This is a genomic window from Lelliottia nimipressuralis, from assembly GCF_041464075.1.
Lineage (GTDB): Bacteria > Pseudomonadota > Gammaproteobacteria > Enterobacterales > Enterobacteriaceae > Enterobacter > Enterobacter nimipressuralis.
In genome coordinates, this window is the sequence record NZ_CP167172.1 from 3,232,678 (window position 1) to 3,259,018 (window position 26,341).

Annotated in this window: 28 protein-coding genes and 2 pseudogenes; 8 read left to right on the forward strand and 22 right to left on the reverse strand. The window is 51.1% G+C overall.

The annotated features are described in order from the left end of the window. Positions 1-8: 8 nt before the first annotated feature. From ACB496_RS15445 to ACB496_RS15460, 4 genes are all read right to left on the reverse strand, one after another. Positions 9-470: a putative zinc ribbon protein gene (locus ACB496_RS15445; protein WP_371973005.1), complete on the reverse strand. Its 462-nt coding sequence runs from the start codon at positions 468-470 to the stop codon at positions 9-11. Beyond that, positions 458-880 carry a putative zinc ribbon protein gene (locus ACB496_RS15450; RefSeq protein WP_371973006.1) on the reverse strand — a complete coding sequence of 141 codons (423 nt, stop codon included), beginning with the start codon at positions 878-880 and terminating at the stop codon, positions 458-460. Before ACB496_RS15450 ends, ACB496_RS15445 begins: the two co-directional genes overlap by 13 nt. 289 nt (positions 881-1,169) lie before the next feature. Then, positions 1,170-1,388 carry a helix-turn-helix transcriptional regulator gene (locus tag ACB496_RS15455; protein ID WP_371973007.1) on the reverse strand — a complete coding sequence of 73 codons (219 nt, stop codon included), beginning with the start codon at positions 1,386-1,388 and terminating at the stop codon, positions 1,170-1,172. 121 nt (positions 1,389-1,509) lie between these two features. Further along, on the reverse strand, positions 1,510-2,127 hold the full coding sequence (locus ACB496_RS15460) for an inovirus Gp2 family protein (RefSeq protein WP_371973008.1): 618 nt from the start codon (positions 2,125-2,127) through the stop codon (positions 1,510-1,512). Between the two features lie 517 nt (positions 2,128-2,644). Between ACB496_RS15460 and ACB496_RS15465 the strand changes: the two are divergent. Beyond that, a pseudogene (locus tag ACB496_RS15465) lies at positions 2,645-4,182 on the forward strand (IS3 family transposase). A gap of 94 nt (positions 4,183-4,276) precedes the next feature. Beyond that, positions 4,277-4,711: a tail fiber assembly protein gene (locus tag ACB496_RS15470; protein ID WP_371975244.1), complete on the forward strand. Its 435-nt coding sequence runs from the start codon at positions 4,277-4,279 to the stop codon at positions 4,709-4,711. Between the two features lie 476 nt (positions 4,712-5,187). Here the strand turns inward: ACB496_RS15470 and ACB496_RS15475 are convergent, their stop codons facing one another. The 17 genes and pseudogenes from ACB496_RS15475 to ACB496_RS15555 all read right to left on the reverse strand — a co-directional run bounded on the left by ACB496_RS15475 (position 5,188) and on the right by ACB496_RS15555 (position 19,673). Further along, the gene (locus tag ACB496_RS15475) at positions 5,188-5,640 is read right to left on the reverse strand and encodes a hypothetical protein (RefSeq protein ID WP_371973009.1); all 453 of its coding nucleotides are present in this window, start codon (positions 5,638-5,640) and stop codon (positions 5,188-5,190) included. Positions 5,641-5,659: 19 nt separating this feature from the next. Further along, positions 5,660-6,241: a hypothetical protein gene (locus ACB496_RS15480; protein ID WP_371973010.1), complete on the reverse strand. Its 582-nt coding sequence runs from the start codon at positions 6,239-6,241 to the stop codon at positions 5,660-5,662. 52 nt (positions 6,242-6,293) lie between these two features. Next, entirely contained in the window at positions 6,294-6,965 is a 672-nt protein-coding gene (locus ACB496_RS15485; RefSeq protein WP_371975245.1) for a reverse transcriptase domain-containing protein, read from the reverse strand. After that, positions 6,898-7,443 carry a hypothetical protein gene (locus ACB496_RS15490; protein ID WP_371973011.1) on the reverse strand — a complete coding sequence of 182 codons (546 nt, stop codon included), beginning with the start codon at positions 7,441-7,443 and terminating at the stop codon, positions 6,898-6,900. Before ACB496_RS15490 ends, ACB496_RS15485 begins: the two co-directional genes overlap by 68 nt. Continuing rightward, a complete protein-coding gene (locus tag ACB496_RS15495) occupies positions 7,440-7,745 on the reverse strand; it encodes a hypothetical protein (protein ID WP_371973012.1) in 306 nt (101 codons plus the stop codon). The genes ACB496_RS15490 and ACB496_RS15495 overlap by 4 nt, the downstream gene beginning before the upstream one ends. A gap of 385 nt (positions 7,746-8,130) precedes the next feature. Continuing rightward, on the reverse strand, positions 8,131-8,667 hold the full coding sequence (locus tag ACB496_RS15500; protein WP_371973013.1) for a hypothetical protein: 537 nt from the start codon (positions 8,665-8,667) through the stop codon (positions 8,131-8,133). Between the two features lie 35 nt (positions 8,668-8,702). Next, a complete protein-coding gene (locus ACB496_RS15505; protein WP_371973014.1) occupies positions 8,703-9,206 on the reverse strand; it encodes a hypothetical protein in 504 nt (167 codons plus the stop codon). 12 nt (positions 9,207-9,218) lie between these two features. After that, the gene (locus tag ACB496_RS15510; RefSeq protein ID WP_371973015.1) at positions 9,219-9,743 is read right to left on the reverse strand and encodes a hypothetical protein; all 525 of its coding nucleotides are present in this window, start codon (positions 9,741-9,743) and stop codon (positions 9,219-9,221) included. 353 nt (positions 9,744-10,096) lie between these two features. Further along, positions 10,097-10,657 (reverse strand): hypothetical protein, encoded by a 561-nt coding sequence (locus tag ACB496_RS15515; RefSeq protein ID WP_371973016.1) that lies wholly within the window; start codon positions 10,655-10,657, stop codon positions 10,097-10,099. Positions 10,658-10,706: 49 nt separating this feature from the next. Continuing rightward, complete coding sequence (afaD, locus tag ACB496_RS15520) at positions 10,707-11,192, reverse strand: AfaD family invasin (RefSeq protein ID WP_371973017.1); 486 nt, start codon at positions 11,190-11,192, stop codon at positions 10,707-10,709. Further along, positions 11,189-13,708, reverse strand: a complete 2,520-nt coding sequence (locus ACB496_RS15525; protein ID WP_371975246.1) for a fimbria/pilus outer membrane usher protein — start codon at positions 13,706-13,708, stop codon at positions 11,189-11,191. Before ACB496_RS15525 ends, afaD begins: the two co-directional genes overlap by 4 nt. Before the next feature lie 33 nt (positions 13,709-13,741). Then, positions 13,742-14,494, reverse strand: coding sequence for a fimbria/pilus periplasmic chaperone (locus ACB496_RS15530; protein WP_371973018.1), 753 nt, complete (start codon positions 14,492-14,494; stop codon positions 13,742-13,744). 1,455 nt (positions 14,495-15,949) lie between these two features. After that, the gene (locus ACB496_RS15535; protein WP_371973019.1) at positions 15,950-16,546 is read right to left on the reverse strand and encodes a tyrosine-type DNA invertase; all 597 of its coding nucleotides are present in this window, start codon (positions 16,544-16,546) and stop codon (positions 15,950-15,952) included. Between the two features lie 551 nt (positions 16,547-17,097). After that, positions 17,098-17,673 (reverse strand): DUF1254 domain-containing protein, encoded by a 576-nt coding sequence (locus ACB496_RS15540; protein WP_371973020.1) that lies wholly within the window; start codon positions 17,671-17,673, stop codon positions 17,098-17,100. Positions 17,674-17,997: 324 nt separating this feature from the next. Continuing rightward, positions 17,998-18,419 (reverse strand): annotated as a pseudogene (locus ACB496_RS15545) (putative zinc ribbon protein). 289 nt (positions 18,420-18,708) lie between these two features. Further along, positions 18,709-18,951: a helix-turn-helix transcriptional regulator gene (locus tag ACB496_RS15550; RefSeq protein ID WP_371973021.1), complete on the reverse strand. Its 243-nt coding sequence runs from the start codon at positions 18,949-18,951 to the stop codon at positions 18,709-18,711. Positions 18,952-19,103: 152 nt separating this feature from the next. After that, on the reverse strand, positions 19,104-19,673 hold the full coding sequence (locus ACB496_RS15555) for an inovirus Gp2 family protein (protein ID WP_371975247.1): 570 nt from the start codon (positions 19,671-19,673) through the stop codon (positions 19,104-19,106). A 711-nt stretch (positions 19,674-20,384) separates the two neighbouring features. Here ACB496_RS15555 and ACB496_RS15560 point away from each other — a divergent pair. Then, a complete protein-coding gene (locus ACB496_RS15560) occupies positions 20,385-20,735 on the forward strand; it encodes a hypothetical protein (RefSeq protein ID WP_371973022.1) in 351 nt (116 codons plus the stop codon). Positions 20,736-21,207: 472 nt separating this feature from the next. Here the strand turns inward: ACB496_RS15560 and ACB496_RS15565 are convergent, their stop codons facing one another. Then, the gene (locus ACB496_RS15565) at positions 21,208-21,594 is read right to left on the reverse strand and encodes a hypothetical protein (RefSeq protein ID WP_371973023.1); all 387 of its coding nucleotides are present in this window, start codon (positions 21,592-21,594) and stop codon (positions 21,208-21,210) included. 1,514 nt (positions 21,595-23,108) lie between these two features. Between ACB496_RS15565 and ACB496_RS15570 the strand changes: the two genes are divergently transcribed. The 5 genes from ACB496_RS15570 to ACB496_RS15590 all read left to right on the forward strand — a co-directional run bounded on the left by ACB496_RS15570 (position 23,109) and on the right by ACB496_RS15590 (position 26,317). Next, entirely contained in the window at positions 23,109-24,077 is a 969-nt protein-coding gene (locus tag ACB496_RS15570) for a hypothetical protein (RefSeq protein WP_371973024.1), read from the forward strand. 357 nt (positions 24,078-24,434) lie between these two features. Beyond that, positions 24,435-24,731, forward strand: a complete 297-nt coding sequence (locus ACB496_RS15575; RefSeq protein ID WP_281853312.1) for a hypothetical protein — start codon at positions 24,435-24,437, stop codon at positions 24,729-24,731. 261 nt (positions 24,732-24,992) lie between these two features. After that, entirely contained in the window at positions 24,993-25,721 is a 729-nt protein-coding gene (locus ACB496_RS15580; RefSeq protein ID WP_371973025.1) for a helix-turn-helix transcriptional regulator, read from the forward strand. Continuing rightward, positions 25,718-25,984, forward strand: a complete 267-nt coding sequence (locus ACB496_RS15585) for a hypothetical protein (RefSeq protein WP_371973026.1) — start codon at positions 25,718-25,720, stop codon at positions 25,982-25,984. Before ACB496_RS15580 ends, ACB496_RS15585 begins: the two co-directional genes overlap by 4 nt. Positions 25,985-25,996: 12 nt before the next feature. Continuing rightward, entirely contained in the window at positions 25,997-26,317 is a 321-nt protein-coding gene (locus ACB496_RS15590) for a hypothetical protein (RefSeq protein ID WP_371973027.1), read from the forward strand. Positions 26,318-26,341 lie beyond the last annotated feature (24 nt).

A 26,341-nucleotide genomic window follows, 5' to 3' on the forward strand; every position in this document is an offset into this window, starting at 1 on the left:
GATTCAGGTTACACGCTAAATTTCTGGTGCAAAAGGAGGGAAACAGGACTTATCCCGGAAGCGTGTTGCAGCAGTAATTCCTCTGCCAGTTCGCCTCTTCGATGCTGTAGATACCGGTCAGGCACCGGGGGGCAATACTTCACGCCCTGATAATGGTCGCCACACCATACGCAGTACCAGGCAAGCGACATCACGGGTGCCGCCAGCCCGCGGATAATACTGCGCAGCTTGTTGTGCCGGGCTTCGGCCTTCACCTCCGGGTCAAGATGGGCGCAGGCCATCAGCACATGACGGGATACGGTCTGCTGGTCATGCTCAAACCACGGCTCTTCGTGCATACCGGCATGCGGTATCAGACGACAGCCACAGGACGCGCAGCTCCATATCTGCCCCGGCTTACTCATCGCCTCCACGGCTGTCGCGAAGTGGCCTTCACGGTCATTTGCCAGGTAACACTTCAGCATGCGCATGCCGTCACCTCTGCAGAATGGTCATCTTCGCCAGTGCGCTCACGGCTGTATTCACCGGTATGGCAGGTCAGGCAGTAGCGTTCGCCGTGGTACTCGCTGTCACAACCCTGACAGTGCCAGTCTCCCCTGCGCACCACGGGCGGGGCACCCGGGATAACCCGCTGCAGACGCTCTGCCAGCCTCAGCTCTCCGGCTTCCGGTTTCACGTACGGGCAGTGCTGCCTTCCGTTATCTGTCAGCATGGCCGCCTGGTGTTCAAACCACGGACGTTCAGTCCAGTATTCAGGGTGATATCGCAGTGCACTGTCGCACAGGTGGCAGGTATAGCGGTCATACGGGTACTGTTGTGCGGTTCTGGCACCGGTCAGACGACCATTACCGTCAAGGGCCATAAAGGATTTTGCAAACATGGTGATGCTCCCTGCCGCCAGACGACACGCAGGCGTCAGCCGTCCCGGTACGGGCAGCGTGGCAGGGTGAGAATGGCGGTTTAGTTTTGTGTCAGCGGGTCGGTGACGGCAGTGGCCGGCCCCGGAATACAGAAAGGTTAAGCTTGCGCAGGAGTGCCGGAGGGACGAAAACAAACGGGACAGGGTTTAATACCACAGTACCGTCGCCGGCAGCGGGGGCATGTCCACCGTGGCGGGATTTTCCATGCCTGAGTACGGCGTCGTTTTTCCATTCAGTTATCCCTCCCTCTCAGGTGCCACGGGAATCAGCAATGCGCTGGCGCAGCCAGGATTCCACTTCGCTCTGTAACCAGCGGGAACTACGCCCGAGTTTAATCGGTTTAGGAAACTCACCCAGTGAAATCAGTTTATAAAACCATTTATCACTCAGCCCGGTGAACTCCGTGATAAAGACCATATCGACCATTTTGTCGTTCAGCAGGCCTGTAGTATTATTCAGCATTGTCATGACGAGTGTCTCTGTCTTAAGGGAATGGAAGACAGGAGCACCGGGATGTACTGATTTATCGTTATCCTGGCACTCTGTCATAACATATCCCCTGACAGTAAAAAAATACTGACCGGGCCAATCAGTACTGACTACACCCGAAACTACGCTGACCGTCTGAATAGTCTTTGCTGTAAACTTTAGCCAGATAATTAATACGCGCTGTAACCGCTGCGTACTGCGTGGTATAGTCATTGCTGTTTTTACTGAGGTGGTAATAACAGTTATCCGGAAACTCCACCAGAGAATAATACTGCTGATGATTCAACCCCAGCGTACGTACCCAGGCTTCCATAATCATCAACGCCAGGTTATGCGAATACTCACCGTTCACCGACCGGTAATTCCCCGGATACGGATAAGCCTCACGATTGAGGAGTAACACCACGTGATAATGTTTTTTATCTGTGCGACTGAACTCACGAGCCCAGATATGACGAACCCGACAGGGATGGATGCGTTTACCTGCATTCTGTCTTTTCAATAAATCCGCTTCAAGCTGTGCTTTCAGAGACACAATGAATCGGGTGATTAATGATGAGTCTGAGTTATACGAATCAGTATCGAACTCAGGCAAGCGTAAATCCACTCGTAATACCAGTACCCGGGAATATTCATTAAGTGATTTACTGAGGGTATCCTGAATACGTTTAACATAGTTTCGATTCAATGGGTAATGGCTGTGTGTATGAATACTCATGAGCAATGTCCTTAAGTGAGTCGTTCAATAAGATACAAGGCTGGAGTAATAAAATACCGGGAAGGGGAAAGGTGTACAGGGTAATAGATTTACAGATATACCCTGTAGTAACTTTAGTTACACAGAGTGTGCATAACGATGGGTGTTGTCCTGAGTTGCATTCAATACGTAGAGGTATACTGAGATCTTACGTGATTACAATGTCATTGCTATAACGTTATATTAACGGTTTACAATAACACTTTCTTAATGCATTCTATTGATACTCCAATCAGTTTACATTAGCACGCTTCTATATAGTTATATTACCAAACCGACATCAACACCCCTGTTTTACTACTGAAATACAATAGAAGAAGGAAACCATAAAAACGCTAATTATTTCATCAAATAATCATTGGTTTTTACTCTCAAGTTAGCATTGAATTTTCACATTGTGTATTACCACTCAGAGAGATCGCCTAATAACCCCCTATGTCAGAATAGTTGTCGCTTACTTTTTTGAAGGAGAATAACTATGCCTGCACATGCTGTACCAATTGATGTGAAAGAAAAGGGAGTGACGTGGCTCCAGCCGCCCTATAGCTGGTCTGTAAGACACATTGCACAAAAACTGGCTCTGAGTTCTTCCGTTATTGCAAAATGGTGACTTGAACTGGTAGCACAAGGTTTATTGCCAAAAAATGAAAGGATTTCCTTTGTGGATGGTGATGAATGGACTCCTGAGCGTCGCTTTTCGGTTGTTCTTGAAACAGCTTCATTGTCAGAAATGGAGCTTGCTGATTATTGTCGCCGCCAGGGGCTTTTTGTTGAGCAGGTTAAAGAGTGGCGGATTATTTCGATCAAAGCTCATGAAATGAAGCTAACGGAAAATCGTCGCGCAGACAAAGAGTTACGTAATATCAGAAGCCGGTTGCGTGAACTGGAGAAAGAGCTGGCCCGCAAGGATAAAGCCCTGGCAGAAGCTGCCGCGCTTTTGATTCTGCGGGAAAAGTTCAATGCCCTCTGGGACAACAGCGAGGAAGGCTGACACCTCTTCCGGAGCGGCAGAAAATTATTTCTCTTGTCCGTGAAGCTGTCGCTCACGGCGCCCGTAAGATTCAGGCCTGTCAGTGTATCGGGATTTCGAACCGAACGCTGCAGCGCTGGATTGATGGTGAAGTGATCAGTGCAGACAGAAGACCCGGTGCGACAGAGCGGGTCCCCCGAAATAAATTATCGGAAACAGAAAGGCAGCAAATTTTGGCGCTATGCAACTCTCCGGAGTTTGCCTCTTTGCCTCCAAATGTGATCGTGCCGATGCTGGCGGATAAAGGCGTTTATATTGCTTCTGAATCAACCGTCTATCGCGTATTAAAATCAGCCAGTCAACTGACGAGGAGATCACGGGAATGCCAGTATAAACGTCCTGACGTGCTTAAGGCGGTTGCACCGAACCAGGTCTGGAGTTGGGATATCAGTTACTTACCGTCCTGGGTCAGAGGTCAGCACTTTTACCTCTATTTGATCATGGATATTTATAGCCGTACAATTATCGCCGCAGAGGTATTCAGCAGTGAAACCGGGGAACATGCAGCAGAACTACTACAACGGGCTGTGTGGAACGAAAAATGTTCATCCAGTAACCTAGTGCTTCATTCTGACAACGGAAGCCCAATGCGCAGCTTTACGTTGCTGGCAAAAATGTATGCCCTTGGTGTACTGAGTTCTTACTCTCGACCCCGGGTCAGCAATGATAATCCGTATTCTGAATCGTTGTTTCGCACACTCAAATATTGTCCTTGGTGGCCAGAGAACGGCTTTCACACAATAGATGACGCACGGGCATGGGTAAACCGTTTCACAAACTGGTACAACGTTGAACACAGGCACAGCGGGATCAAATACGTCACGCCTGATGAACGCCATCGGGGTCTCGATGTGAGAATACTGGCAGCCAGAAAGTCTGTTTACAGGCTAGCCCACCAACAGCATCCAGAACGATGGGGTAAACAGCTACGAAACTGGGACTATATTGCGGAGATTTACCTTAACCCGGAAAAGGAGGCGGCATGACGTAATTTTATTACAACAGGCGACAAGTACCTTGAAAACCGGTGAAAATCATGATCGACTACGGTGCGAATTGGCGATCGATCACCATGCGAATATGCATTTAGTGGCCGTCACGGATGCGGATTACACCACTTTCACCGGCCAACCGCCGAAAGGCAAGATGCGTGGCAGCAACGGTAAGCAACCCGCCTGGGTAGATATACCGCTGCCAACGGTAGAGGAAACCCGGCAGGGTATGGCGTCATGTAAAGCGCGGCTGCTTGAGGAAGCCTACGCAGCGATGAAGCCGCTGGAACTGCCCGTGAAGCACAACATGGCCACCGACGAAGAAAAAGCCCAGCTAGAAGCCTGGGGCACTACAGCGTACTGCTGGGTCGTGTTGACCCGGAGGATGCTCCGGATATTGCGTGGCCGGATATCTGGTCCTACCTCTGTCGTCACTATTGTCGCCAGGTCGAGCCCCGACACGCACCGATCACGGTGGCTGCTAGGTGCGGGTCTGCGACTAATCCGCCCACCGTCCGGCTAACACGTACAGAGTCCAGCTGTCGGGGTTCGTGCCATTGTAGGTTAGCTGAAGGTCGTACTCGCCTTTATCGTTGCCGACCATTTTGGTTACCGGGCCTGCCCAAGGCATGACAGTGGGGGCAGTTATCGTACCGGCCTGTGTACGCTTTCCGATTTCGGCGTGCACACTCCCTCCACTTGTGCCTGTCAGCGTGGCAGTGGTGTCCCAAGGTCCGCTGTTGCCGCTACTGATGGCGGCGTAGGTTTTGCCAGGAACGGTGCAGGCCACCGTAATGACGCCGATTTCAGCCGAGCCGCCGGCCTGGGCAGGGAACGGCGCGGTAATGGTGAATCCGCCCCGCGTCGTGCTTATGGTGCATGCCCCCTCGTTAGCCACAGCCACGAACACATCCTGCGTGTTGGGTGCCCCATGGCCTGCCAGGCAAGGAGGAACGCGAATTTGAGTGGACAGTATTAGACCGGCACAGATTACTTTTTTTAGTAGATCCATACAGTTTCAACCTTTACCGTGTACACCCCGGGTTCGATAGGACCGGGTGTCTGTAAGAGCGCCTTATAGGTAGTCGGCCCTGTTTCTGCGAAAGTGTAGCCGTCGTCGTCCGTTTGCGTGTTAGCCGCCGACAGTTTCAGGGACCATGTCGCGGTCACGGCGCAGCCACCGGGAGGACATACCCTGGTTATCTTTACCCCTTGCCGGGTGCCGCCATCCAGAGTAGTGAGAGTAAAGGCAACGGTGTCGGTGCGGCTGTCTGGGTGCAATCCTAGGTTTTCTCCCACGGTTACGCTAGGCACGGCACCTTCCCCGCCGATGGTTAATCGCGCGAGGACGTCGCCACCACCACTGTACGCCCCAGCAAATGAGAAAGGCACTATGATGGCGGTCGTGTTGAGGGCGACTAGTAAAATTTTTATACCCGTTGTTAGTTGCATGTGTTTACCTTCTTATTAGTCAGCTCCAGTATCCATAGACTTTGACCCGATAGCTGTACGACCCGGTGTTTAATTGACACGTAGGAGTCCCATTGCAAGATGCAGAGAAGTTTATGGTGTAGCTCCCGGTCTCTCCGCTCTTGTGGATCACGGACAGGACGTTTGGTGGTAGGCCGGAGTACAGGTCGGTGGGGTCCGTCTTGAGGTAGTTCGCGTCGGCAGAGGAGGAATCGATCTGTAGTATAACTAAGGAGTACACATCCTTGGTCGAGTTGACGGCCCGTAGCATTTGTAGGTAGCCCCCGGCAGCAGACGAGTTACCGTTCGAAGACGTTAATCCTGCGACCACGGCCCCGTCGTCGGCGATGAGCCCAGCGAGGGTGGACGCGGCCCCGGGACATGTGACGGTCAGGGTTCCAACGTTAGTCAATGCGCTCCGGGTTATTGTGTTGGTGAGCGGTTGTTCGGCGATAGCCGCGGAGCAACTAGCCGCACCACCGACGATCAGAGTTCCGGTGACCGTCTGGTCCCCCGAGTAGACTCCGGCGACACTAGGTCCGGCGGTGAGCATTAGCATAATAGTGATAGCTTTCGTTTGCATTTGGAATCCTCAGGGACGTACGTAGTGGTTAGTGGTCCCAGATAGTCGTTTTTTATTTCAATATAAGACAGGCAGACTGGTCGTCCGGAGATATCCCCGCGTTTCTCAATAAGCCCCCTGCCCACTGTAACCATCTCTTGCGGTAGTCCTGCACTCTGGCCCGGGCGGTATCTTTATCCATTCCCCGGCGCAAAGCTTGCTCATAAAGCCGCTGACATCGCTCATGATGGTGCTCTCTCGCACGTGTTGATATCCCGGTGGCCCCGTACTCATTAAAGTCCACACCCAGCCAGTCAAAGCCGCGGCTGACCCGGCCAATAAAGGTTTTGTCCGGATGACACCGGAAAGCATGCATCTCAAAATACGTATTGAGCTGACGTACACACTGACGCAGCCGCCACCGTGTCTTCGCCAGCACCAGAAAGTCATCCATGTATCGCGCATAACAGATACCCTCAATCGCATTAAACCCACAATCCACGTGGTACAGGAGTGATGCGCCAAACAAAGGGCTCAGCGCACAGCCTCTGGGTATCCCCGTCTGAGGGGTAAATATCTCTCCCGCCTCTTCGCAGCTGTACCAGAGGTATTGCCGGATAAGACCTGTCAGTCGCGTATCGCTGATATGCCGGCAGACCTGCTGCCAGAGCCGGGCCTTAACGATATGACGGTAGTAGCCTTGAATATCCGTCCGGCAGACAAACGGGTAATGCCCGGTCAGGATATTTTCCTGGACCCTTTCGACCGATGCGGATACGCCGCCATGCCCTTTGTGCAGCAGACAACTGCGCCGAAAGGGCCTTCACCTGCTTCTGGCTTTCTTCAAACGCGTGCTTTTGCGTGCTCAATGCTGTCTCAGACACCATGGTTTTGAGGCGCGCATTCAATGAGGCAATGGTGGCCGTCAACTGTTGCGTACGCAGCTGCTGTGCCCTCAACCGCGTCATCAGCTGACTTCTGTCTACCGCGGACAGTTGATGTCCGGCCACTGAAACAACGGCCTTCTTCTCGCTTTTCACTGATGCAGTATTGTCCGCAGCCCCTGGCACCACACCCAGGAGTGCCGGCACATCACTTTCGCTGGTCAGAATATCGGACAGCGACTGCAGTGCCTGATTATCAGAGGCTACGTTGCCTGTTTCAGCCAGAATAGGGGTCACCGCAAACATGACGGTTAACGGTGCATAACGGATCCATTTCACCGGATGTTCTCCCCGCGGCTAATCAGCCCCTCCAACACATCACGCTCAATTTGTGCGCAAATTTGATTGGTCTTGTAACGATAAAGGGAATCGAGGGTATCCCGCGTCTTTCCGCTGACATTTCCCCGAACGCTGGCATAAACCGACACCCCGGACACCAGGGCATCAAAGTCAGCTTTACGGGACGTCCAAGCTTTCTCGTTTACCCGTTTAAGTGAATCCAGGTCGCGCTGGCAGGTGAGGATGGCATCACTGCCCTCCGGGGTAGACGCCATTCCGGCAGCAGTACTTTTGTTTTCCACCTGAGACGTTGGAACGTAAGGCCCCGACATCGCCGTGTTTTTTATCCCCCCCGATGACCGAGCTGAATGCCCTGGAGCCTGGCAGCCACTGACCAGACAGGTGAATAGGCCCACCATACCCAACAGAGAGCACTGTAAATACCTTCTCATACCCCTACCTTTGCAAATAGATTGTATTATTCTGCTACGCCCACCGCTTTAAATAAGCGTGCGTTAATGCGGCCATTAATAAAACGGGATTAACTTTTATCACACCAATTAAATACCACCCACTTACTGAAAAAATAAATACAACCGGATAATTCCCCGCACAATAATGTCATTCAACATTGCGCTTGTTTTTTATGTTTACAGAACTGCGTATTCAGATGTGTTATTCATGCAGTCAGGTATAAATCAGCACATCAATTATCGCCTGATAATGCCCCTCCGCGACTGACTGACCGCTGTCGGCCCACACACTCACCGTATGCCTTTCATTTGCCTCGCCGGAAAGCGGACACAGCCCGAGAATGGTATCGCACGTCAGTGGATGTCCTTCACTTCCCTCGGCCAGAGTCACGTTCAAGCGCTGCCCCGTCGGCCCTTCTTCAGTGGCCATATGGCCCAGCCCCGGCCCGTCATCCTGGTTCGCCTCAGCCAGCTTTACGGCTACATCATTTCCAGCAACCGCTGCGCCCCCAACCTCCACATCAATCCTTAGTTCGCCCAGTTTCAGACGCGTCGTTAACGTTGCAGTAGCGAAGGTCTCTCTTTCGGAAACCCACAACAGGTTCAGCTCAGTTATGCTGGTCGTCGTAAGCGTTAACGGCGTTTCCGTCGCCGCATAAATGGCGGCCCCGGCGTGTCCACTCCCCAGACAGGACATCAGAAGCGCGCTGACTCCCAAGCCGTACCTGAGCGTTTGCGACAGTGTTATCATTTCCCCCCACCCTCCCACCTCCGTCGGCTTAAGCGTTAGTTAGAGTACACTGCGGCCTGGATATCAGCAGTGTATGTACCTGCGGGTTTCGTTACCTTTACATCATCAGCCGGGTAAATCTGTACAGTCACAACCGAATCATTCGCTTTGCCATCCACCTTAAGCCAATCACCACCATCTTCAGCAACGGAGAGTGGATGCCCCTCTGTATCCTTCAGCTCTACATCAAAGGTGGCTCCGCCGTCCTCCTGTTTAAATGCAGTTTTTGTTTTGCCAGCAGTGCTGGGTGTCGCCCATTTGAAACGGATCCCCATTCCATCATTGGTAGCCTTTTCGGCCGTGATAGCACCCAGCATGGTAGACTTGGTAAATTTATTATCTACACTAAACGAATTGCTTATTTGATGGGTGAATGTGATCGTATCCGGCGCACTAAATATGACATCGACGGACGATGAATCACCATCCTTCCAGTCTGCTGTTGCAAAACAAGAACCCGTCACTACCATCAAACCTACCGCAATAAATAATTTTTTCATTTCATTACCTTATTAGTTGGTATAAGCCGCAGCCTGGAGAGCGGCGTGATACGTACCGGGTGACACAACTTGATCAGATTTCATAAGCACATACAGTGTGAGGTCTGTTGTTTGGGCTGCAACAGCACCAACATAACTCGTGGCACCTTTGGTGGCGGCTGCTGTGCCGTTCGGGTCTATAGCCAGCACCACGGCGATGGGGTCAAGCGACATATTATCTGTACTGGCAAGTACATATTCCGCAGGCTTTTGCGGGTCGATTGCACCATTACTGGTGTCCCACTTAACCGCCAGGTCTGTATATCCCGCCTTCCCATCCCCCTTAATGACAGCCTCCGCCAGTTTTGTGTTTTTCAGTTGTTTCCCCGAAATCAGGCCGGTAGCAGGGGTCACCTGCACCCATGACTGAGCTGATGATTGAAGCACAAAATCAAGCTGATGCGTAGAGGACCTACCCAGAGAGGCATGGGCCGGGGTAATCAACATCGATAACAGCACGGGTAACGTCCCGAGCGTAAGTTTCAGTTTATTATTCACACATAGACTCCTGATTAATATTTTTTCACGCTTGCTGCTTATTCATTTCAAAAGCAAGCACGGATTGAATTTAAAACATCACGTACTGTTTGTTATTTTTTTAGATATCCCACCTCCTGTTATTTCACTCATAATATCTTTCAGGCGCAAAAATACTCACACACAGTTCCCATCACACTTAAGAATGTTTTAAGTCTGTGCCGAAGTTAAAATGTATTCATGCTAAAAAATAGTTAATTGCCGTAGCCTACTTCATCCCAAAGGGGATTAAAGGTGTTATTCATGTCAACCCAAGAAATAAAGCAAACGCCTACAATCCATCTACAATATTGTCAACACGAAGAGAGACGTCATTACTCCATCCAAGCTGCTGCAAGCAGGGAGTATTTAAAGTCCCCAGCGGCGGTTATCCCGTTAACATCTGTTGAAGCAAGCAGATTGAAAGTGCTTTTACCAGTAGTATTGCTTACCAGCATTTTGCTGATATTAGAGTGGCCTGAGAAGTTATTCGAAGCTGTCATGGTGGTTGACGTTGCGTTCGCCTGATCGAGTTTAATGGTGAGTTGCCCTGCCGCGCCCGCTTGTGGGACTCCAACAGCCGTGACGTCGTACGAAACAACCCCGTCTTTTGAGATGGCGAGTGCAACCTCGGAGCTGGCACCACAATCAACATCAACTCCCCCCGCATTGGGGTTATTTATCTGTTTACCTACAAGGTCTATAGCCACTACATGCGGGGTTATGGAACAAGTAGGAGTTACCCTGGCCGTAATAGTTAAGTCCGAGATTTTGGCATCATAAATTGCCCCCTCGGCCAACACGGGCACAGACGACAGTATGCCAGCACCTGCAATCAAGTACCTAAGCAACGCACTCACTTTTCGTTGACTATTTATCCGTAATACCGTTTTCATTTGTATGTTCCTCTCCATTGAATGCCATCATCACTACACAGAATGAAATTTAGGGCAGCAACGCCACGCCGTGTATCTGCACCGAATACTCATCGGGTATCGCAGTCTGCTCACCGTCGCTGTAAAGGATGAACTTCACCACATCATCCCCGGTTAACAACAAAATACCCTTGCCGTTTTCCTGGTCCTGCTGCCAGCCCTCGCCGCCCAACCGGACACGGATTTTATTGTGGCTGCCATTTTTACCTTCCAGTTCATAGCGGTGCGGCTGGTCAGTACTTTTCACCGCATCACTCCAGACCTGAAAACCCGTGTGAGTATTGTGAAAAACCACATACCCCTCACCCAGCACCACATCCTTGTTGATCATCCCGCTTATCTGAGGGCGCATCTTCAATACCATTTGAGGCGCATCCGCCGCCATACCCAACGTCATACCGGCACACCAGAGAAATAACAGCATTATTGTCCGGGCAACAACGTTTGCCCTTCCCCACCAGACATGATGGCCATGGCACCTTTTTTCATCTGTCATTCACACATTCCTTTCATGACGTAGATACCGGCAGGCCCCTTCTCCGCCGGCAAGACGTAGCTCACCTGACACTGCTGTTTGCCTCCCCACTTCACGAAAAGCGTGCCTTTATCAGGTAGCCCGGTCAGGTAAACCTGGCCATCATCCCCCATAATGCCGGCAGCCACGTCGTTGACCACGACAACAGCCCCGAGTGGGATGACGCTGCCGTCCTTCCGGCTTAGCGTCATTAACCCGCGCGCGCCAACCCGGGTCCGGAAGCGGGCCGGAATAACGGCTCCTTGCGTCGGAATAACCTTGACGCTGGTCTGCTCAACCTCCGCATCCCCTGTCAGTGATGTCGGGTCCAGGCTCAATGTGTTCTCCTGATAAGCAGATAACCCGGACATCGGGGTGTAGCCCCGAAAATCCGTCTTCACGCCGGGCCAGTTACTGACCGCCACACCGGAAGCCCCTGGCGCTTCAATCACACCAACCGTGTCGCTGAGGGGTTGCCCCAGCGTTATGCCGTGCGCATAAGCCAGCATGCCGCCGGAGATACTTCCGCTCACCTGGCGGGTATCAGGGCTGTAACGATAGCCCCCACCCAGCACCCCGTACCGCCCCTGCCAGTTCAGGTTGACCGCGCTGGCATCACTACTGCGGTTCTCCTCGCCAGCCTGATACGATTGCGACAGGTTCCAGTTAAGCTGGCGATCGAATCCCTGACCGCTGAGTTGTAAATCATGCGTTCCCGCATTGTGCGACGGCGCCGTGTACTGATAGCTGGCATACGTATTCCCGCCAAGCCACTGGTCCAATGGAAAGCTCAACGACAGTGTGGTCAGATTGTCCATCCCGGTCTCTCCGTTTCCACTGATATGCTTGTTCCTGGACCAGTTCAGCGACGCGGTCACCTGCTTAAAGCCTATGGAGTAACCCAGAGAATAGGTTTCCTCATGGCCAGGCCTATTCCAGTAATCCTCACGGCGCCCACTCATACTTAGCGAGCCCACTGTGCCGATTGACTGACTTACGGTCATGGATGTGGTGGATTTACGGCGATCGTCACCGTAATACCCAGATTGTGCATCCGAAAAAGCATCATGCCCGTAACTGTCAAGCACATCTGACAGGCTGTAGTACCCGGACGAGGCGTACTGATAGCTGGCCAAAGTAAAGGTCGTGTTGGTGGTATCAAACTCCTTCGAATAACGTACCCGCCACGTCCCTCCCTTTTCCATCTTCTCCCGGCGGCGAGCCCCTCGCGACTCAATCGCATCCAGGGATAAGCTTCCCCAATCCCCCAGTGACATCCCCAATCCCACCGCAGTGGCATTAAAATGCTCTGCGCTCTGAAGGCCCCCGTAGACCGTCAGGTTCCAGGGCAGCCCATACATCAGGGTAAATTGCCCCACCGGCACCTTGTCCGTCCCTGACTCTGCCGGGCGGTACTGGCCCATCATGACATTGTAATCCAGGTACCCCTCTCGCACGGCAATGGCCGGAGTCTGGTAGGGAACCGTGAAGACCTGTTGCTGTCCGTCAGACTCCCTGACCGTCACCTCCAAATCTCCCCCGCTACCCGGAACACTTAAATCCGTCAGCGCAAAAGGACCAGGTGCCACAGAAGCACTGTAGACCGTGTAGCCGTTTTGTTTAACCTCCACTCGCGCCTGAGTACGAGCTATACCCCGCACCACAGGCGCAAACTCGCGCTGGTAATAGGGCACCATACTGCTGTCCGTCCCCAGCATTACCCCACGAAAAGGCACACTGTCGAAAATGTCAGACGGGGTGAAACGCTCCCCCACCGTTATGCGACTTTTATTCTCATACAACCCACGTTCAGCGTAGGTCATCAGGGTCTGCCATTTTCCTGGCTGGTCACTCTGCCGTTGCCAGTTGGTCTGGTTGCGCAGGCGCCATGCACCGAGGTTTGCCCCCGGATTAAGCTGCACATAGCTGCTCTGATCATCGCCACCGGTATACGTTGTCTTACTGGTGTTGGCGTTGTAATTGAGCAATAACGCCGGCACCCCGTCATCCCAGAGTTCTCTGGGGGCTATCCCTCGGAGCGCGGGACGAAGTGCCACCTGTGGAATACTCAGCAATAGCTGCTGTTCATTGAAGTTATACTCCGCCTTTGCCTGCGGAATGGCTTCCAGATGTACGCATTCCCCGGTCTTATCATCATGCTTTGCGGCATCGTCGCCACCGACTTTCCCGAGCAGGTCAGGATAATCATCGGTTTTCACCCCATATTGCGACAACTGCTCACTTGATAAGCAGGGAGCCAAACGTGAATGCCCTTGTGCATCTTTCACCGTACTGAACGTTATCTCTCGGGTGTCCACACGTTCGCCGTTAAGCAAAATATCGACTTGATAGGTACCAGGCATCTGGCCGCCGGCATTAAAGACCGAAACGTCCACAGAGCCACCCAACACCCCCTCGTCAAATGTCCATTCCTTCGCTGACGCTCTTCCCGATAGGCACACCAAGCCAATTGCCAGTGCAAGCCGGGTGTATTTCATCTTCAATCATCCCCTGACCAGCAAAACGTACGCTTACTGGATTTTCGCCTGAAATTCCTGGCTCGCCCCACCGTAGTCAGTGATCACCTTCCACTGTGCACTTTCACCTAATTTCACGCCGGGTGCGGTTAGCATTGCCTTACCAAACGGAGGAACATAATCCGAGGTCACTTTTACATTACCCACTTTCACTTCCGTCAGGCTCATGTAATAAGGCGATGGATTGCTCACTTCCAGTTTGTCGCCTTTCTGCACCCAAGTAAGTGACGCGCCAGCTTTTTCCGGGCCGCCACTGAGAGAAGAAGGGCGAACCAGCAGCTTGATGCAACTGCTGATGCTCATCTGAATATTGAGGGACACACTTTTGCTTTTGTTAGCTTCTCCTTGTGCCCATTCGTCATCTGCCTTGGGCGGCACACCGGTCACACAAAGCCAATTCAGTGATTCCCGATCATGGGGATATTCCCCGGCTACCCTCACAATGCGCAGGCGGCTCTGCTGCCCCCCATCCAGACGAAATACGGGTGGCGTTACAATGAAATTCGCCGCCGTTTTCTTATCATCTCCGGTCACTTTGGACTGCACCAAGATGGGGTAATCCTGTGGGTTAGTGACTTCAAGAGAGCTGCCGGCAGAATCCGGATCGTAAATCACCCGGGTAGCCCCAAGCTTCACAGAAAATGACTGTGTTGCTGCCTTAACATTCTGTTGTTCCGCCGCCTGTGCACCAGTCCCCCCCATGCAGACCGTACCAACAACAACCAGCGTACTTAATGTTTTTCTCATGCCGTTTCTCCTGACGCGTCCGCTACATGGATCCGTCTCATCTCGTTTTTTACATTTAGCCAAGGCGTTTTTTTCGAGTAGTCAATTAGAACCATTTTGACAACTCTTGTTATCTCCTGGTGCAAAAGGATACAAAACATCGTTTTCACAGAAAAAAAGTCGTTGGGATGTTTGTTCTACGAAATAAATATCCAGCTAGCGTGACATTAGGAATGCGCACGCCGAACAGCAAAAAGGATCAGGCCTCAATAAGCTTCAGTTTGATGAACGAGGATGGGGAGCGGTATTACAGCAAATGCCCCGTATGGGGGCGGAGTGAAGGACAAAACTACTCAATCATTCTGCTGACTTTGCTCCGGGTAAAGATAGTTAAAAAAGAGTAGTCAGTTTGGTTCTAAATGTTAATAGTGGAGGTTATTTTTCAATCAATTACCCCGACCAACCAACGCCCCTTTCAGACAAGACAATCAGAGAGAAGTCGGCAGGATTAAGGGCGGTAGCAGCATGAAGGAGTCGTTGCGGAATTGATGATACCGATGCGGGGGCTTTTCCCTCGCACCGGCACCGATGGATACATTAGAAGTTCACGCGCAGATCTCAATAATCAGGATCTAGGGAGCAATCAGAGAGGAGGCATGACATACACGCCACGAAAGGATGCAAAACATAGCCCGTGTCTCCGTATTTCATTCTGTCAAAAATATGGAGCCCCCATGGCAATCAACAACAGAGCAATCACGACTTAGCCAAAGTAAGCTGCTGGCGCTTTTTAGCCGCTACACCGAATTGACCTCGCGGATAGACCTCTGCCCCTGCAGGTAAAAACAAAAACGCCTCAAAGGTTCATCTAACATCTTGCCGAGATCCATGTTGAAAACAGTACCCGTCGTCACGCTCGGGTTGTATTTCTCACCAGACGCATTTGTCCCACATGCCTAAACAGAGGGAGCAGGCCCCAGATCGATCCTGTTTGGGCCCGCATGCCATTAATAAAATACAGGCACCTATCACCAACAATCCTTGCTATCAAATATGGCCTCAAGTGACGATTATCTGATGGTCGTCGCCTTTTCTCTGCTGGGTTCTCTATCAAAAATATCCCAACCAACTTAATGGAAAGGTAAAATTAATTTATTAATTCATTGGATATAATGATACCTAAGTTCTTGCAAGACCGCTATATCAACAACCTTCGCATTACCCGCAACACCGCCGTCGATGAATAAGTTTTCACAGAAAAAGTCCAGAGGTGGTAGCATAAGACATCCCTGTCATTATTGATGAAAACAAGCTTTCTTGCACAGAGCCCCCTCTTTTCCTTTCAGGATAAATATTAGCTATTTTAATTATACACCCGTACGGCGTTGATATAAAAACTCACAATTAAATACAAAAAATAATCACTGCTATTTTTCTTATAAATAAAATCAGGTTACCGATTAAGATCTTAATGTGCTAGATCATGACACTGTCTTTGTCGGATTCAAAGAGCCCCTCGCCCTGCCAAAGTCTGGCAAAGCGCGCTGCATTACCTGCCGTATAATGCACCGTATGGCGAATGTTACGGTGCCCCAAATAGTCTTGTATCAGCCGCGTGTCCATGCCCTGTTCAGCCAACTCGTATCCACAGGCATGGCGCAACATATGGGGGTGGACCTCAAAGGGCAGCCCAGCCAGTCGCCCGTATTCCCTGCATAACATATAGAAGCGTTGCCGGGAAATACGCCCTCCCTTACGGGAAATAAATAACCAAGGCATGCCATGAACGGCTTCCATCTTACTGCGCACATTCAACCACAAGGCTAACGCGTTTTTGGCCTGGGGGTGTATAGGGTGAACGGTACTGAAGCCATTTTTCAAACGCCTGATGCATAACCGCCCAGCCGATAAATCCAGGTCCTCCAGTTTTAACCCCGTCAGTTCGCTGGTTCTGAAGCCGTGCAAGTAGCAAAGCAGTAGCATGCAATAATCCCTCACGCCGTTCGTCCTCCCATATACCGTTCTGACTAGCCTGCTCATTTCCTCTCTCGTTAAATATAATCTTTCTTTCATTATTATAGCCCCAAAACATTAAATAAATTTATAATTTAAAATAATCGATATTTTTTGCATGAAAAGTTAAGGAAATCCACATTACAAACCCGATGGGTACCCAGTTTTATTCTGAAAAATTTATATATCCCCCTTGCATTGGTCATCAAGATACTATCGCAGTGAAACACGTGTTTTTATCCTGTACACAAAGCTACAGGTTACCAACCTTGGCCATACTGAAATTTGATATTCAATCGCCGTTTAATTCATTACCGCGTCATTTTTTTGCTTAATACGCGTTTAATACCTAACTTGCCTATTGATGATTGTGTCAAACAGGACAATCGGGAAGAAAAATGCCAGATATGTCAAGTGAGTCAGCGGAAAGTTTGATCTGTGAAAAAGGCTGATTGTCTTATATACCCGCACCATTCAGGATCCGATTGTTGCAAAATGCATTGCTTTTAAAGTGTGAGGCTGGGCAGATCATCTTTAGCCCGGGCGATCCCACGGAGGGGATCTAGGGTTTTATCCAAGGAATGGTAATCATCAAGACAGCCCGTCGCGATTCAACACCGCGACTTATTGACATTGCCGCACCCGGTGACTGGAGTCCCCATGTCGACAACAAAGCGGAAGAATGCATCGTTGACCGTTCCCGGCCCGCTGCCTGGCGGTACCTCCACCACCGTTGGACCGTCGGTTTCCAGATCAAGAATGGCAAAGGCGTAGACCGTATCGGTATTGGCGGTCAACAGCAGTGGATTAGAGTCCGCCAGTTGGTCGTAGATAGTGACCTGGTTGCTCTTGGTAGCCCCAAGCGAGACGTTACCCTGGCGGATCGCTTCAATACTCGCGGCGGGCATCAGGTTGAGGAACACCTCCACACCTCGCAGGAAATCGAGGTTGTCGAACGCCAGGTTGGCCGTGTCTTGGGTCGGTACGCCGTCGACAAAGCTGAGCGTGCCGATCCGGGTTGGAATGGTAGGCGGTGTCAGAACATCCTGTGGGATGTAGGTGTTAAACCCTGGCGTGGGAGCAGCCTCGGTAAGTGCTGGCTGCGCATTGGCACCCGACGCACATAGCGCGCCAAGGAGCGTGGTGGTGGTGATGATGATGAGGCGCTGGTGTCGGTTAAAAATCATGGGTATCTTTCCCTTGTTGTTATAGGAAACCGATGAGGGCGGCGTTTATGGTAACGCGGTGTTAGGCAGCAATGACGTTGACTGTCCGCACAACCTCATGCCAATGACCAGGTCTTCACCGCATGCTTGCAGCAGTCACTGAATTTTTTGCTTGGTATTTCCCTCATCATGAGCAACCTCTCAACGCTTTTTTCTCCGGAAAATCGACTTTATGTAAATATTGATTTCAAAAAAGGGACATCAGTGATTCACTGAGTGCTCCAAGCTCTCGTCATTGTGGCTACGCCACACAGTGCATGGTCCAGTCGTTAGACAGGTAACACATCAGCATGCGCATAACGCTAGCTCCGCTATCCGGTTGTCAGCATCAGCGAGCACATGACTGTGCTCACCCGTTCGGCAGGTGAGGCAGTCGCGTTCGCCGTGGTAATTGCTGTTACAGCCGTTACAGTGCCAGTCGGCTCTACGCACCACGGGCGTAGCACCCGGGATAACCCGCTGCAGATGTCCTGCCAGCCTCAGTTCTTCGGCTTTCGGTTTCACGTACGGGCAGTGCGGTCTTCCGTTGTCCGAAAGCGTTGCTGCCTCGTGTTAAAACCACGGGCGTTCGGTCTGGTATTCAGGGTGGTCGTGCAGCGCACGGCCGCAGAGGTGGCAGCAATAGCGGTCATACGGGGAATGCTGTGCCGTTCGGGCCCCGTCAGACGACCGTTACCGTCGAGAGCGATAAAGGATTTTGTATACATGGTGATGATCCTTACCGCCAGACAACACGCAGGCGTCAGCCGTCTCGGTACGGGCAGCACAACAGGATGTGAATGGCGGGTCAGTTAAGCGTTAGCGGGTCGGTACCGGCGATAGCCGGTCCCGGACTACAGAAAGGTTACGGTTGCGCAAGTACTGTGGAGGGACGAAAACAAACAGGGCAAGGTCTGGCACCACAGTACCGGCGCCGGCAACGGGGACACGTCCGGCGTTCAGGGATGTTCTGTGGTTGAGTACAGCGTCGTTTTTCCATTCAGATATGCCCTCTGCTCAGGCGCCACGAGAATTCGCAATGCGCTGCTGCATCCAGGTTTCCACTTCACTTTTACGCCAGCGGCTGCTACGCCCCAGTTTGATGGGTTTAGGGAACAGGCCTTCACTCATCAGTTTATAGAACCACTTGTCGGTCATACCGGTGCAGGTGGTGATAAACGTCATGTCGATAAGCGGGTCGTCTGCGCAAAGCAGCATGGCGGTTGTGGTGCCAGCGTTGTTCGTATTCAGTGTGGTCATGGTATTTATCTCCCTTTGAGGAATGGTTGTCGGGAGACGTCCGGTGTCACTGAATTCTGGACATGCCGGTTCTCCTCAAAGGATAGGGATTGCCTGTAAAAAATTACCGGCCCATCGCATCAGGCCGGCAGAATTTGTGCGAGTGGGTACGCTCAGCCCCGGCTGCAGCCGAAGTTACGCTCACTGTCGCCAGTGACTTTGGTCTCCAGTTTGGCTAAATAGGCTGCCTGCGCCAGCGCCTGTTGAAGCTCTGTGGTATTGCCGCGCGTCAGCCAGGACACCGGGCTCTTCGGGAAGCGGGCCAGCACAGCGTGAGCTTCAGCATCCACCTGCAGGGCGCTGCACCAGGCCTGTTTAATCATGCCTGCGAGAGTTTCCGGGTCCTTGTAATCCCCCGGTCCGCACCACGTATCGCGATTCAGCAACAGCACCACGTGGTAATGTTTCTTCCCTTTGATTTCGCCAAACTCCCGCGCCCAGACAAAACGTAGCGTGGTCGGCCAGACGCGTTTACCCTCACGACGCTGACGCGTCTGAAGGGCAGCAATGCGGGCTTTCAGGGCATCGGTGAAGCGGGAGATAACCGCAGCATCAGAGGCTGAGGGGGTATCCGGCAAACGGAGGTCAACGCGCAGGGCCAGTACACGGGTATAGGCGTTCAGGGCATTGTTAAACGTATCGGCGATGCGTTGCTGCCAGTAAGGGTCGCAGGTGTAACTCATTGAAAGGGACTCCGGTAGGTCAGTGTTCATAACCATTACCGGTGCCGTTAAAAAATACTTTTCACTCTCAGCGGGCCCCCCCGTATTTCCATCAACGGCTGGTGAATTCAGAAATGTTCGGGATCGTTGGCATGCTGTTGAAACACCCTTTGCATACTACGTTGCAGAATGCACAGGAGGGTGCCCGATGGCTCACTATCGAATGTTACTTATCAGCGTGTTATTGCTGGCTGGATGTACGTCAGAGCACAGCAACCCCATCAGTCGTCTTGTCAGCGTAAAACACGCGACGGACCCACAACCTTACTGTTCAGAAAACAGCAAGGTACTCAGTTGTGACTGGAATAACGTTACCGATGACTGGGATAGTGCCGATCCGGCAGAGTTTAGTGAGCACACGACAGTACGACCGTAATCTGTTCTTTCAGGGGGAATAGCGTAACGACAGTGACGGGTTCTGGCGCAGGGTGACCCGAAGACTGTGAAAAAACAGTCTGCACGTTACCAACATCTGGAGGGTTTCAGTAAACAATGGTCATGAACAGATGAGAACCAGAGGGAGTAACAATAATTATTGGCGTTGATGAAGCACCGGCGATCGCACTGGCGCTGCTGGAAGAGAAACTTCACGACCGGCAGTATTCCGCCAACCCAATATGGCCTTCAACCTGATCTGTTTTTCATCGGCTTATTGAACGTCATGACGAGAGGGTGGCGGTATACAGAGAGATAGCGTCCGGTAGCCTCTCCAGGCAACAGTTCTGGATACTGACTGAGCAGATTATTCATGCCGGCAGCCTTGGCACCGATGCGCGTTTTGCAACACTGCGGGCTGATTATCAGGAGCTTGTAGTCCTGAATGACAGTATCAGCGAGATGAGCATGCAACTGCCAGAAATGCTGGAACGACGCGCAGAGCTATGCGAGAACGACCACTTTGGATGCGACCGTATGCTAAAACTCACGGATTTTATCGATGATGCCGGAGAGGGAAACGGTCATTACCCGTTTTATCTGAAGCCAGAATTGCAGCGATTTAATCGTTTCGATCTCAAGTACTGACCTGACATTACCGGGATCATTCGCTCACTGGGGATGGAGGAGGTGGAGGTCACATTCTGGGATGAAGCGACAGAGGCGATTATCAACGCCCGCAGACCATCACAGACGGATTTCTTCAGAGCGTTATTCGGTAACATTGCTATGCAAAAAACCGGGGACCACTACGGATTACCACGGACGTTTAAACTCTCAGGTGCTGCACTGGCGACGATTTGTAATATCACCCGTGATTTGCCCCCCGATGACCTCGTTGACGCAGTTTACGTGAAACGAACCCGTCATCGACTGAAAGAACAGGGCTTTAGTGCAGCCTGGTGAAGCGAGACGCCATCCTTACCCATTTTTCATCGTGGGTACTGATCCTGTCGGGCTCACCGCCAGAGATGCCTCTGCACCCGTGCTAAATGTTCTGCATAATAACGGTCTGAACGAAAGCCTGATGACCGCGAGCGTTGATGCCCCCCAGAGCATCTTACTTGCGATACAGGCTCCCCTGACCGGACGCTGCACGCGCCCACAGTTCTTCATCGCTGAGCGTGGTTTCAATCAGCTCAACCGGTACACCACCGTCATCAATAACGGCCACCCGGTAATCATCGATGGGTTCATAAGGCCCCAGGATAACCGTCTCGCCCACAATCGCCTCAGCCAGACTGCTGACCTTAAAGGCCACATGCGGAACGGTTTTCAGCAACGGATGCAAAGGTGAGTCATCGGTAAAGCGATGCCACTGCACCCGAAACTTGCCAGGGTTATCGGCGGTATACATTCCCGCGCTGGCACTGAACTTGCCTGCGGTATCCCCGTCCTGCACCGGGATACCAAAATGATGAAACTCGTACTGTACGTCTGCTTTCATCGTTAACGTCTGCTTTTTTGGATAAACTCGCGCTACATTACCCAATCTACCGAAAACAATGCATCAACGGATATTAACGTTCTGGTAAGCCAGCGGGCTGTTTATCTCCCTTTCTAAAACGCACTGTAACGCATCAGGAGCGATGCAACCTATTTATTCACAGACTACCATCAATATTAACTCAAACGCGGTTATACGGGCTTACAGAAAGGTTCGGAGATATGCAGCATTACAATATTCGCCCTCTGTTTAAATAACATAGGCTTAATGCGCCCCCACATACTGATTCTGAGTATACACACTTAATCTCCAGCTCTGTATTCAGCTTAGCGCGGTTATCCAGCTGACGGTTATACATGGACTATTCTCCCGCTAACTCGCCATGACGCTTACCATTCTCTCGCAATCACTCTCCATACCCTTTAGCTCACTTTCACTGACGTGAGTAAAGTCGAGGTAAATACATACACGAATGGCTTCAGGCCATTCAGTGGTTATTGGGTAACGAATTACCTACAATGGTTAGCAATCGTTATAACAAGCCTTAATGGGACAGGATAATACCAATATACTCACGACGCATTGCGATCGTACTTACTACGCCACTCAACGTTCGCTTACTCTCTGTCTGATATTTATCACGCTCTCAGCACTGTCGTCAGTCGTATAACATTTACGCATAACTTTCCTGACGTATAACCCCCTTAACACATCATTGACAGTTTAATTCCTTCAGTCTTATCCACTAACGTAATCTTATCTGTAGTAACGACTCACTGCTGCAGTCATCAGGGCAATAAGTAATAACATACTCAGGAAATCATCTCACTCTGTCGAACGCTCGTTGTTGACGAGCACTTACAGTTTATAACCCTCAACAATGATTGTTTACTGATAATCTCAACTCAGTAATAACCCCGATTAGCAACTCCCTTCTTTATTATATTAATACCAATCCAACATATTCAGCCTGATAGTAACACCAGCCAAAGCAACACCAGACAGTCGTCACATGCAATAAGAACCCTAAACACTCACTCTGGAATTATCTTCTTCAATAAACTGAAGATAAGACACCTCTTCATCTTAAATAACACAAACCAGAATAATCCCCTCATCATAACTGCCCATAGAAGGCCTTAATACTGATTATGAGCAACGAAATGAAAATATTAACAGATGACCATACCTGCGTCAGAAAATGCATCCTGAGGAGAACCAGGCACAATGATGAGGTGAAAACGAGGGCATACAGAAGAACGAAAAATAGGTTAAAGTGGTGCTTTACAAACCAGGATGCAGTCACCAAGACCGTAAAAAGAGCGAACAACAAAGAAAAACAGTGAAAACAACCACTGGATAACCATGATAATACGACATAAAAACCCACATCAAACCATCATCTAACTTCACGATGACTACCAGATGTGTTTTTTAGTGACGATAAAACCACCATCATGCTACTGTATAACTACAAACACCACGACATCGTAGTTTATATTTAGGATGAATATATGGTTATTTACGATCGCAACCACAAACAAACACCGATAAAGACCCGCGACATCCGAATCTGCAGTTTTTATCTTGACTGGTTAGGCATAAATAAAAACATCAGAACAGAAGGCGTTAATCGTCAGGATGCAGGCAGCTGCCATCAGGCAGTTAATCATCTTCTCAATCAGTACTATCCTGATAAAGAACAGCAAGACAGACTCCTGGAAGAAATGCATACCGCCTGCGACGAGAATATCTTACCGGCTAACCGTTTTGACTGGCTTGAATGCGATGAACGGGCCGCATTCTGGATGTGGGGTTATCTCTGTGAAGCGAGTGACTATCAGCTTGGCATTTCTCGATCAAGAGATGCTCCTTTCGGTCAGAACTGGTATCAGTTCCTTCAGCTAAATAAATCGCCGACAAGTCATCAGGAAAGAATGCAACTTATCTTCAATTTCTTTGACTGGATAATTATTCCTGCCCCACCGGTTAATCGCCTGAAGAGTCAGGTGATGGACAGGCTCAAAGACCAGTGGAAAAACATTTACAGTAAACCCGTCCCGCTAAAATGGTTACCTGATGAGGAAGAGGCGGTACTGTGGGCATGGAACAGTCTTAAATCGCTACAGGAGGAAAAAGCAGCCCCCACTGGTGGGTTCTCATTCAGTCTGTCATCACCGGGGTTGAGCACCTGGTTTACGCCACTGAGTCATTCTGAACGCTGCCTTGCTCTGCGTGGTGCAATTGATTTATGGGATGATACACCGGATACCAGACGGCTATTTCTGCTGAATCTGAACAAAGCCTGGAACCAGCAAAAACTGCGGCAGTCACGTACCGATAAAAAAGCCCTTAACACCTACCTGAAGAATGAAACCAAAATGCGGCTGGATTTACTGGCTGCCCATCACGATATTCGCATCAGTGATATGCTCGAAAAACTGATTAACGCCCACTACCTGAAAACCTTTTCCGGGGAATAATACCGTTATGATGACACCGGGGAATTAGCCCGGCATCGAAAACGCAGACAAACCTGCATTCAAAAAAATCTCAGACCTATATTACTTCCATGAGAACGGCAGCCACTATCGCTGCCGTTTTGTTATTATACTCATGGAGGTTAATGTGTCCGATAAGAACAAGCGGGGTTCTGGTGCCCTGCCGCTACCCTTGTTCCCTCTCCCCGGTGTACTGCCCTGCAAAATACCCGCGTGCATGCCTCCCCCGTTCCGGCACTGCCATCGCCACATTCCCTGTTCCGGTATCAGGGCCGTTTTTATTCACGGCCCGCCTGTTTATTCAGGCGGTTTTTATTGCCAGTAACAAGGGAGAAAGAAATGCATTGTCCGAATTGCGGTTCGCAAAACATACGACTGCGCCATGTGGGTAAAAAGACGGGAGGGGTCATTGGCGCAACAGCCGGAGGCCTTGCCGGGCTTGAAGGAGCCTCCGCCGGTGCGCTGATTGGTTCAGTCATCCCCGTGGTCGGTACGATAGCCGGAGGGCTCATTGGTTTTCTGTCCGGCGCCTGTGCGGGCGCGGTGGCAGGCTCTCTGGCCGGAGAACAGCTGGACGGCACCGTCTTTGATGAATACAGCTGCACGCAATGTGAACACATCTTCAGTGCACCGTAACGTTAACGAGGGTCAACCTGGTCCTGTACAAAGCCTGAGCCGCTGACCGTACTCGCTACGGCACGACTGATGACAGGGCGTGTCAGCATGCTGTCGTAATTTCAGCTACCTGACACTAACCCTTTGTTAATTCTTCTGTTTACTGAAAGATGAATTTTACTTTTTCTTTTCCGCCCTTACGGGGACGGACATAACGTGTCCCTCCCCTCCTGCATAATAACCGCATGAAATATCAACCTATTTATCTCACACGGAGCGTCCATGCAACGACCCGATGAAGAGGCTCGCTATGACCGGCTGGCCGTCAGATTGTCGGTCATTATCAGCCGGTTAATGGCCGGAGAAACGTTGTCCCTTCAGACGCTGTCCCGTGAGTTTGGTGTATCGATACGCACCCTGCGTCGTGACTTACATCAGCGTCTGGTCCACCTCGACATTATCGGGGAGAACGGCACGTATCGGCTCAGTGAGAGCGCCACGCGCGATCACTCTCCGGGGGCCGTTTCCTTTGCCCGCAGTACCGGTATTGCACGCATAATCCCGTCGCAGAACCGGCAACTGATGCACCTGCTGATGAATGAAACGGGCACCTCGCCCTGCTTTATCTGGCACGACTCACCGCCAGCATGGACGCACGCTGACAGTTTTCACCGCCTGGCCGAAGCCATTTGCCATCACCGGGTGGTCAGTCTGCTGGTCGGTGGTGTCCGTCACGATGAGCAGGAGCCTTACCGCCTGATTTACCGGCATCAGCACTGGTATCTGGTCGTCTGCTGCCGGGGGAGCCTGCGGGTGTTCCGGCTGGAAGACATTATCTCCGCCTCACTTTCAGAGCAAACCTTCCGTCGCCGGAGCGAAATCAGTTCGCTCATTACTGAAGAGGGATTTATCAGCGCACTGCCCCACTTTCGCTTTATCAGTGATGTCATTCACACCTTCAGGGAACAACATCCTGAACATCCATCCAGACCCAAAGGAGTCAAATCGTGAAACCTGTCGCAGGCCCTCTGCTGCTCTTCACCCTGCTGTTGTCTGCCGCAACCCTGAGCGGCTGTGGCGACAAAAATGAACGCGAGTTTATTCAGGGATGCAAATCCGGCGGTGGTACTACCGCCGTCTGCGGATGCATCTGGGATAACCTCAAAACGAAATACACGCACGGGGAGCTGGAGAAAATGAACCAGCAGTACGGTTATGTCCCCCTGCGCTTCATGGACAACCTGCTGAGTGCCGCTCAGCAGTGCAGAAAATAAGGAAATCTTAACATGGCGCTTGTCATTAAATATTTCGCGATTGCCTTCGCCATCGCGCTTGTGATCGTGCTGTTTAACGTGTTCGGAAGTACAGGCGAAATTCGCAGCTTTGGTCAGGGGATGGGGTATCTGTTCTGGATGACGCTGGGGCCAGGCGCCGGTATGACCATCGGTGCATCTCTGCGGCTGTGGCTGATGCCGGATGCGGTATACACCAGTGAAGGCATGACCGGGCTGCTCAAGGCCCGTCTGTTCTGGCTTGTGGGACCACAGTGTATCGGCTGGCTGGCCGGACTTATCGCCGTGGGTAAACAACTCATGTATCACGGCTGACCCTCAACAACATTTTTGACTCAG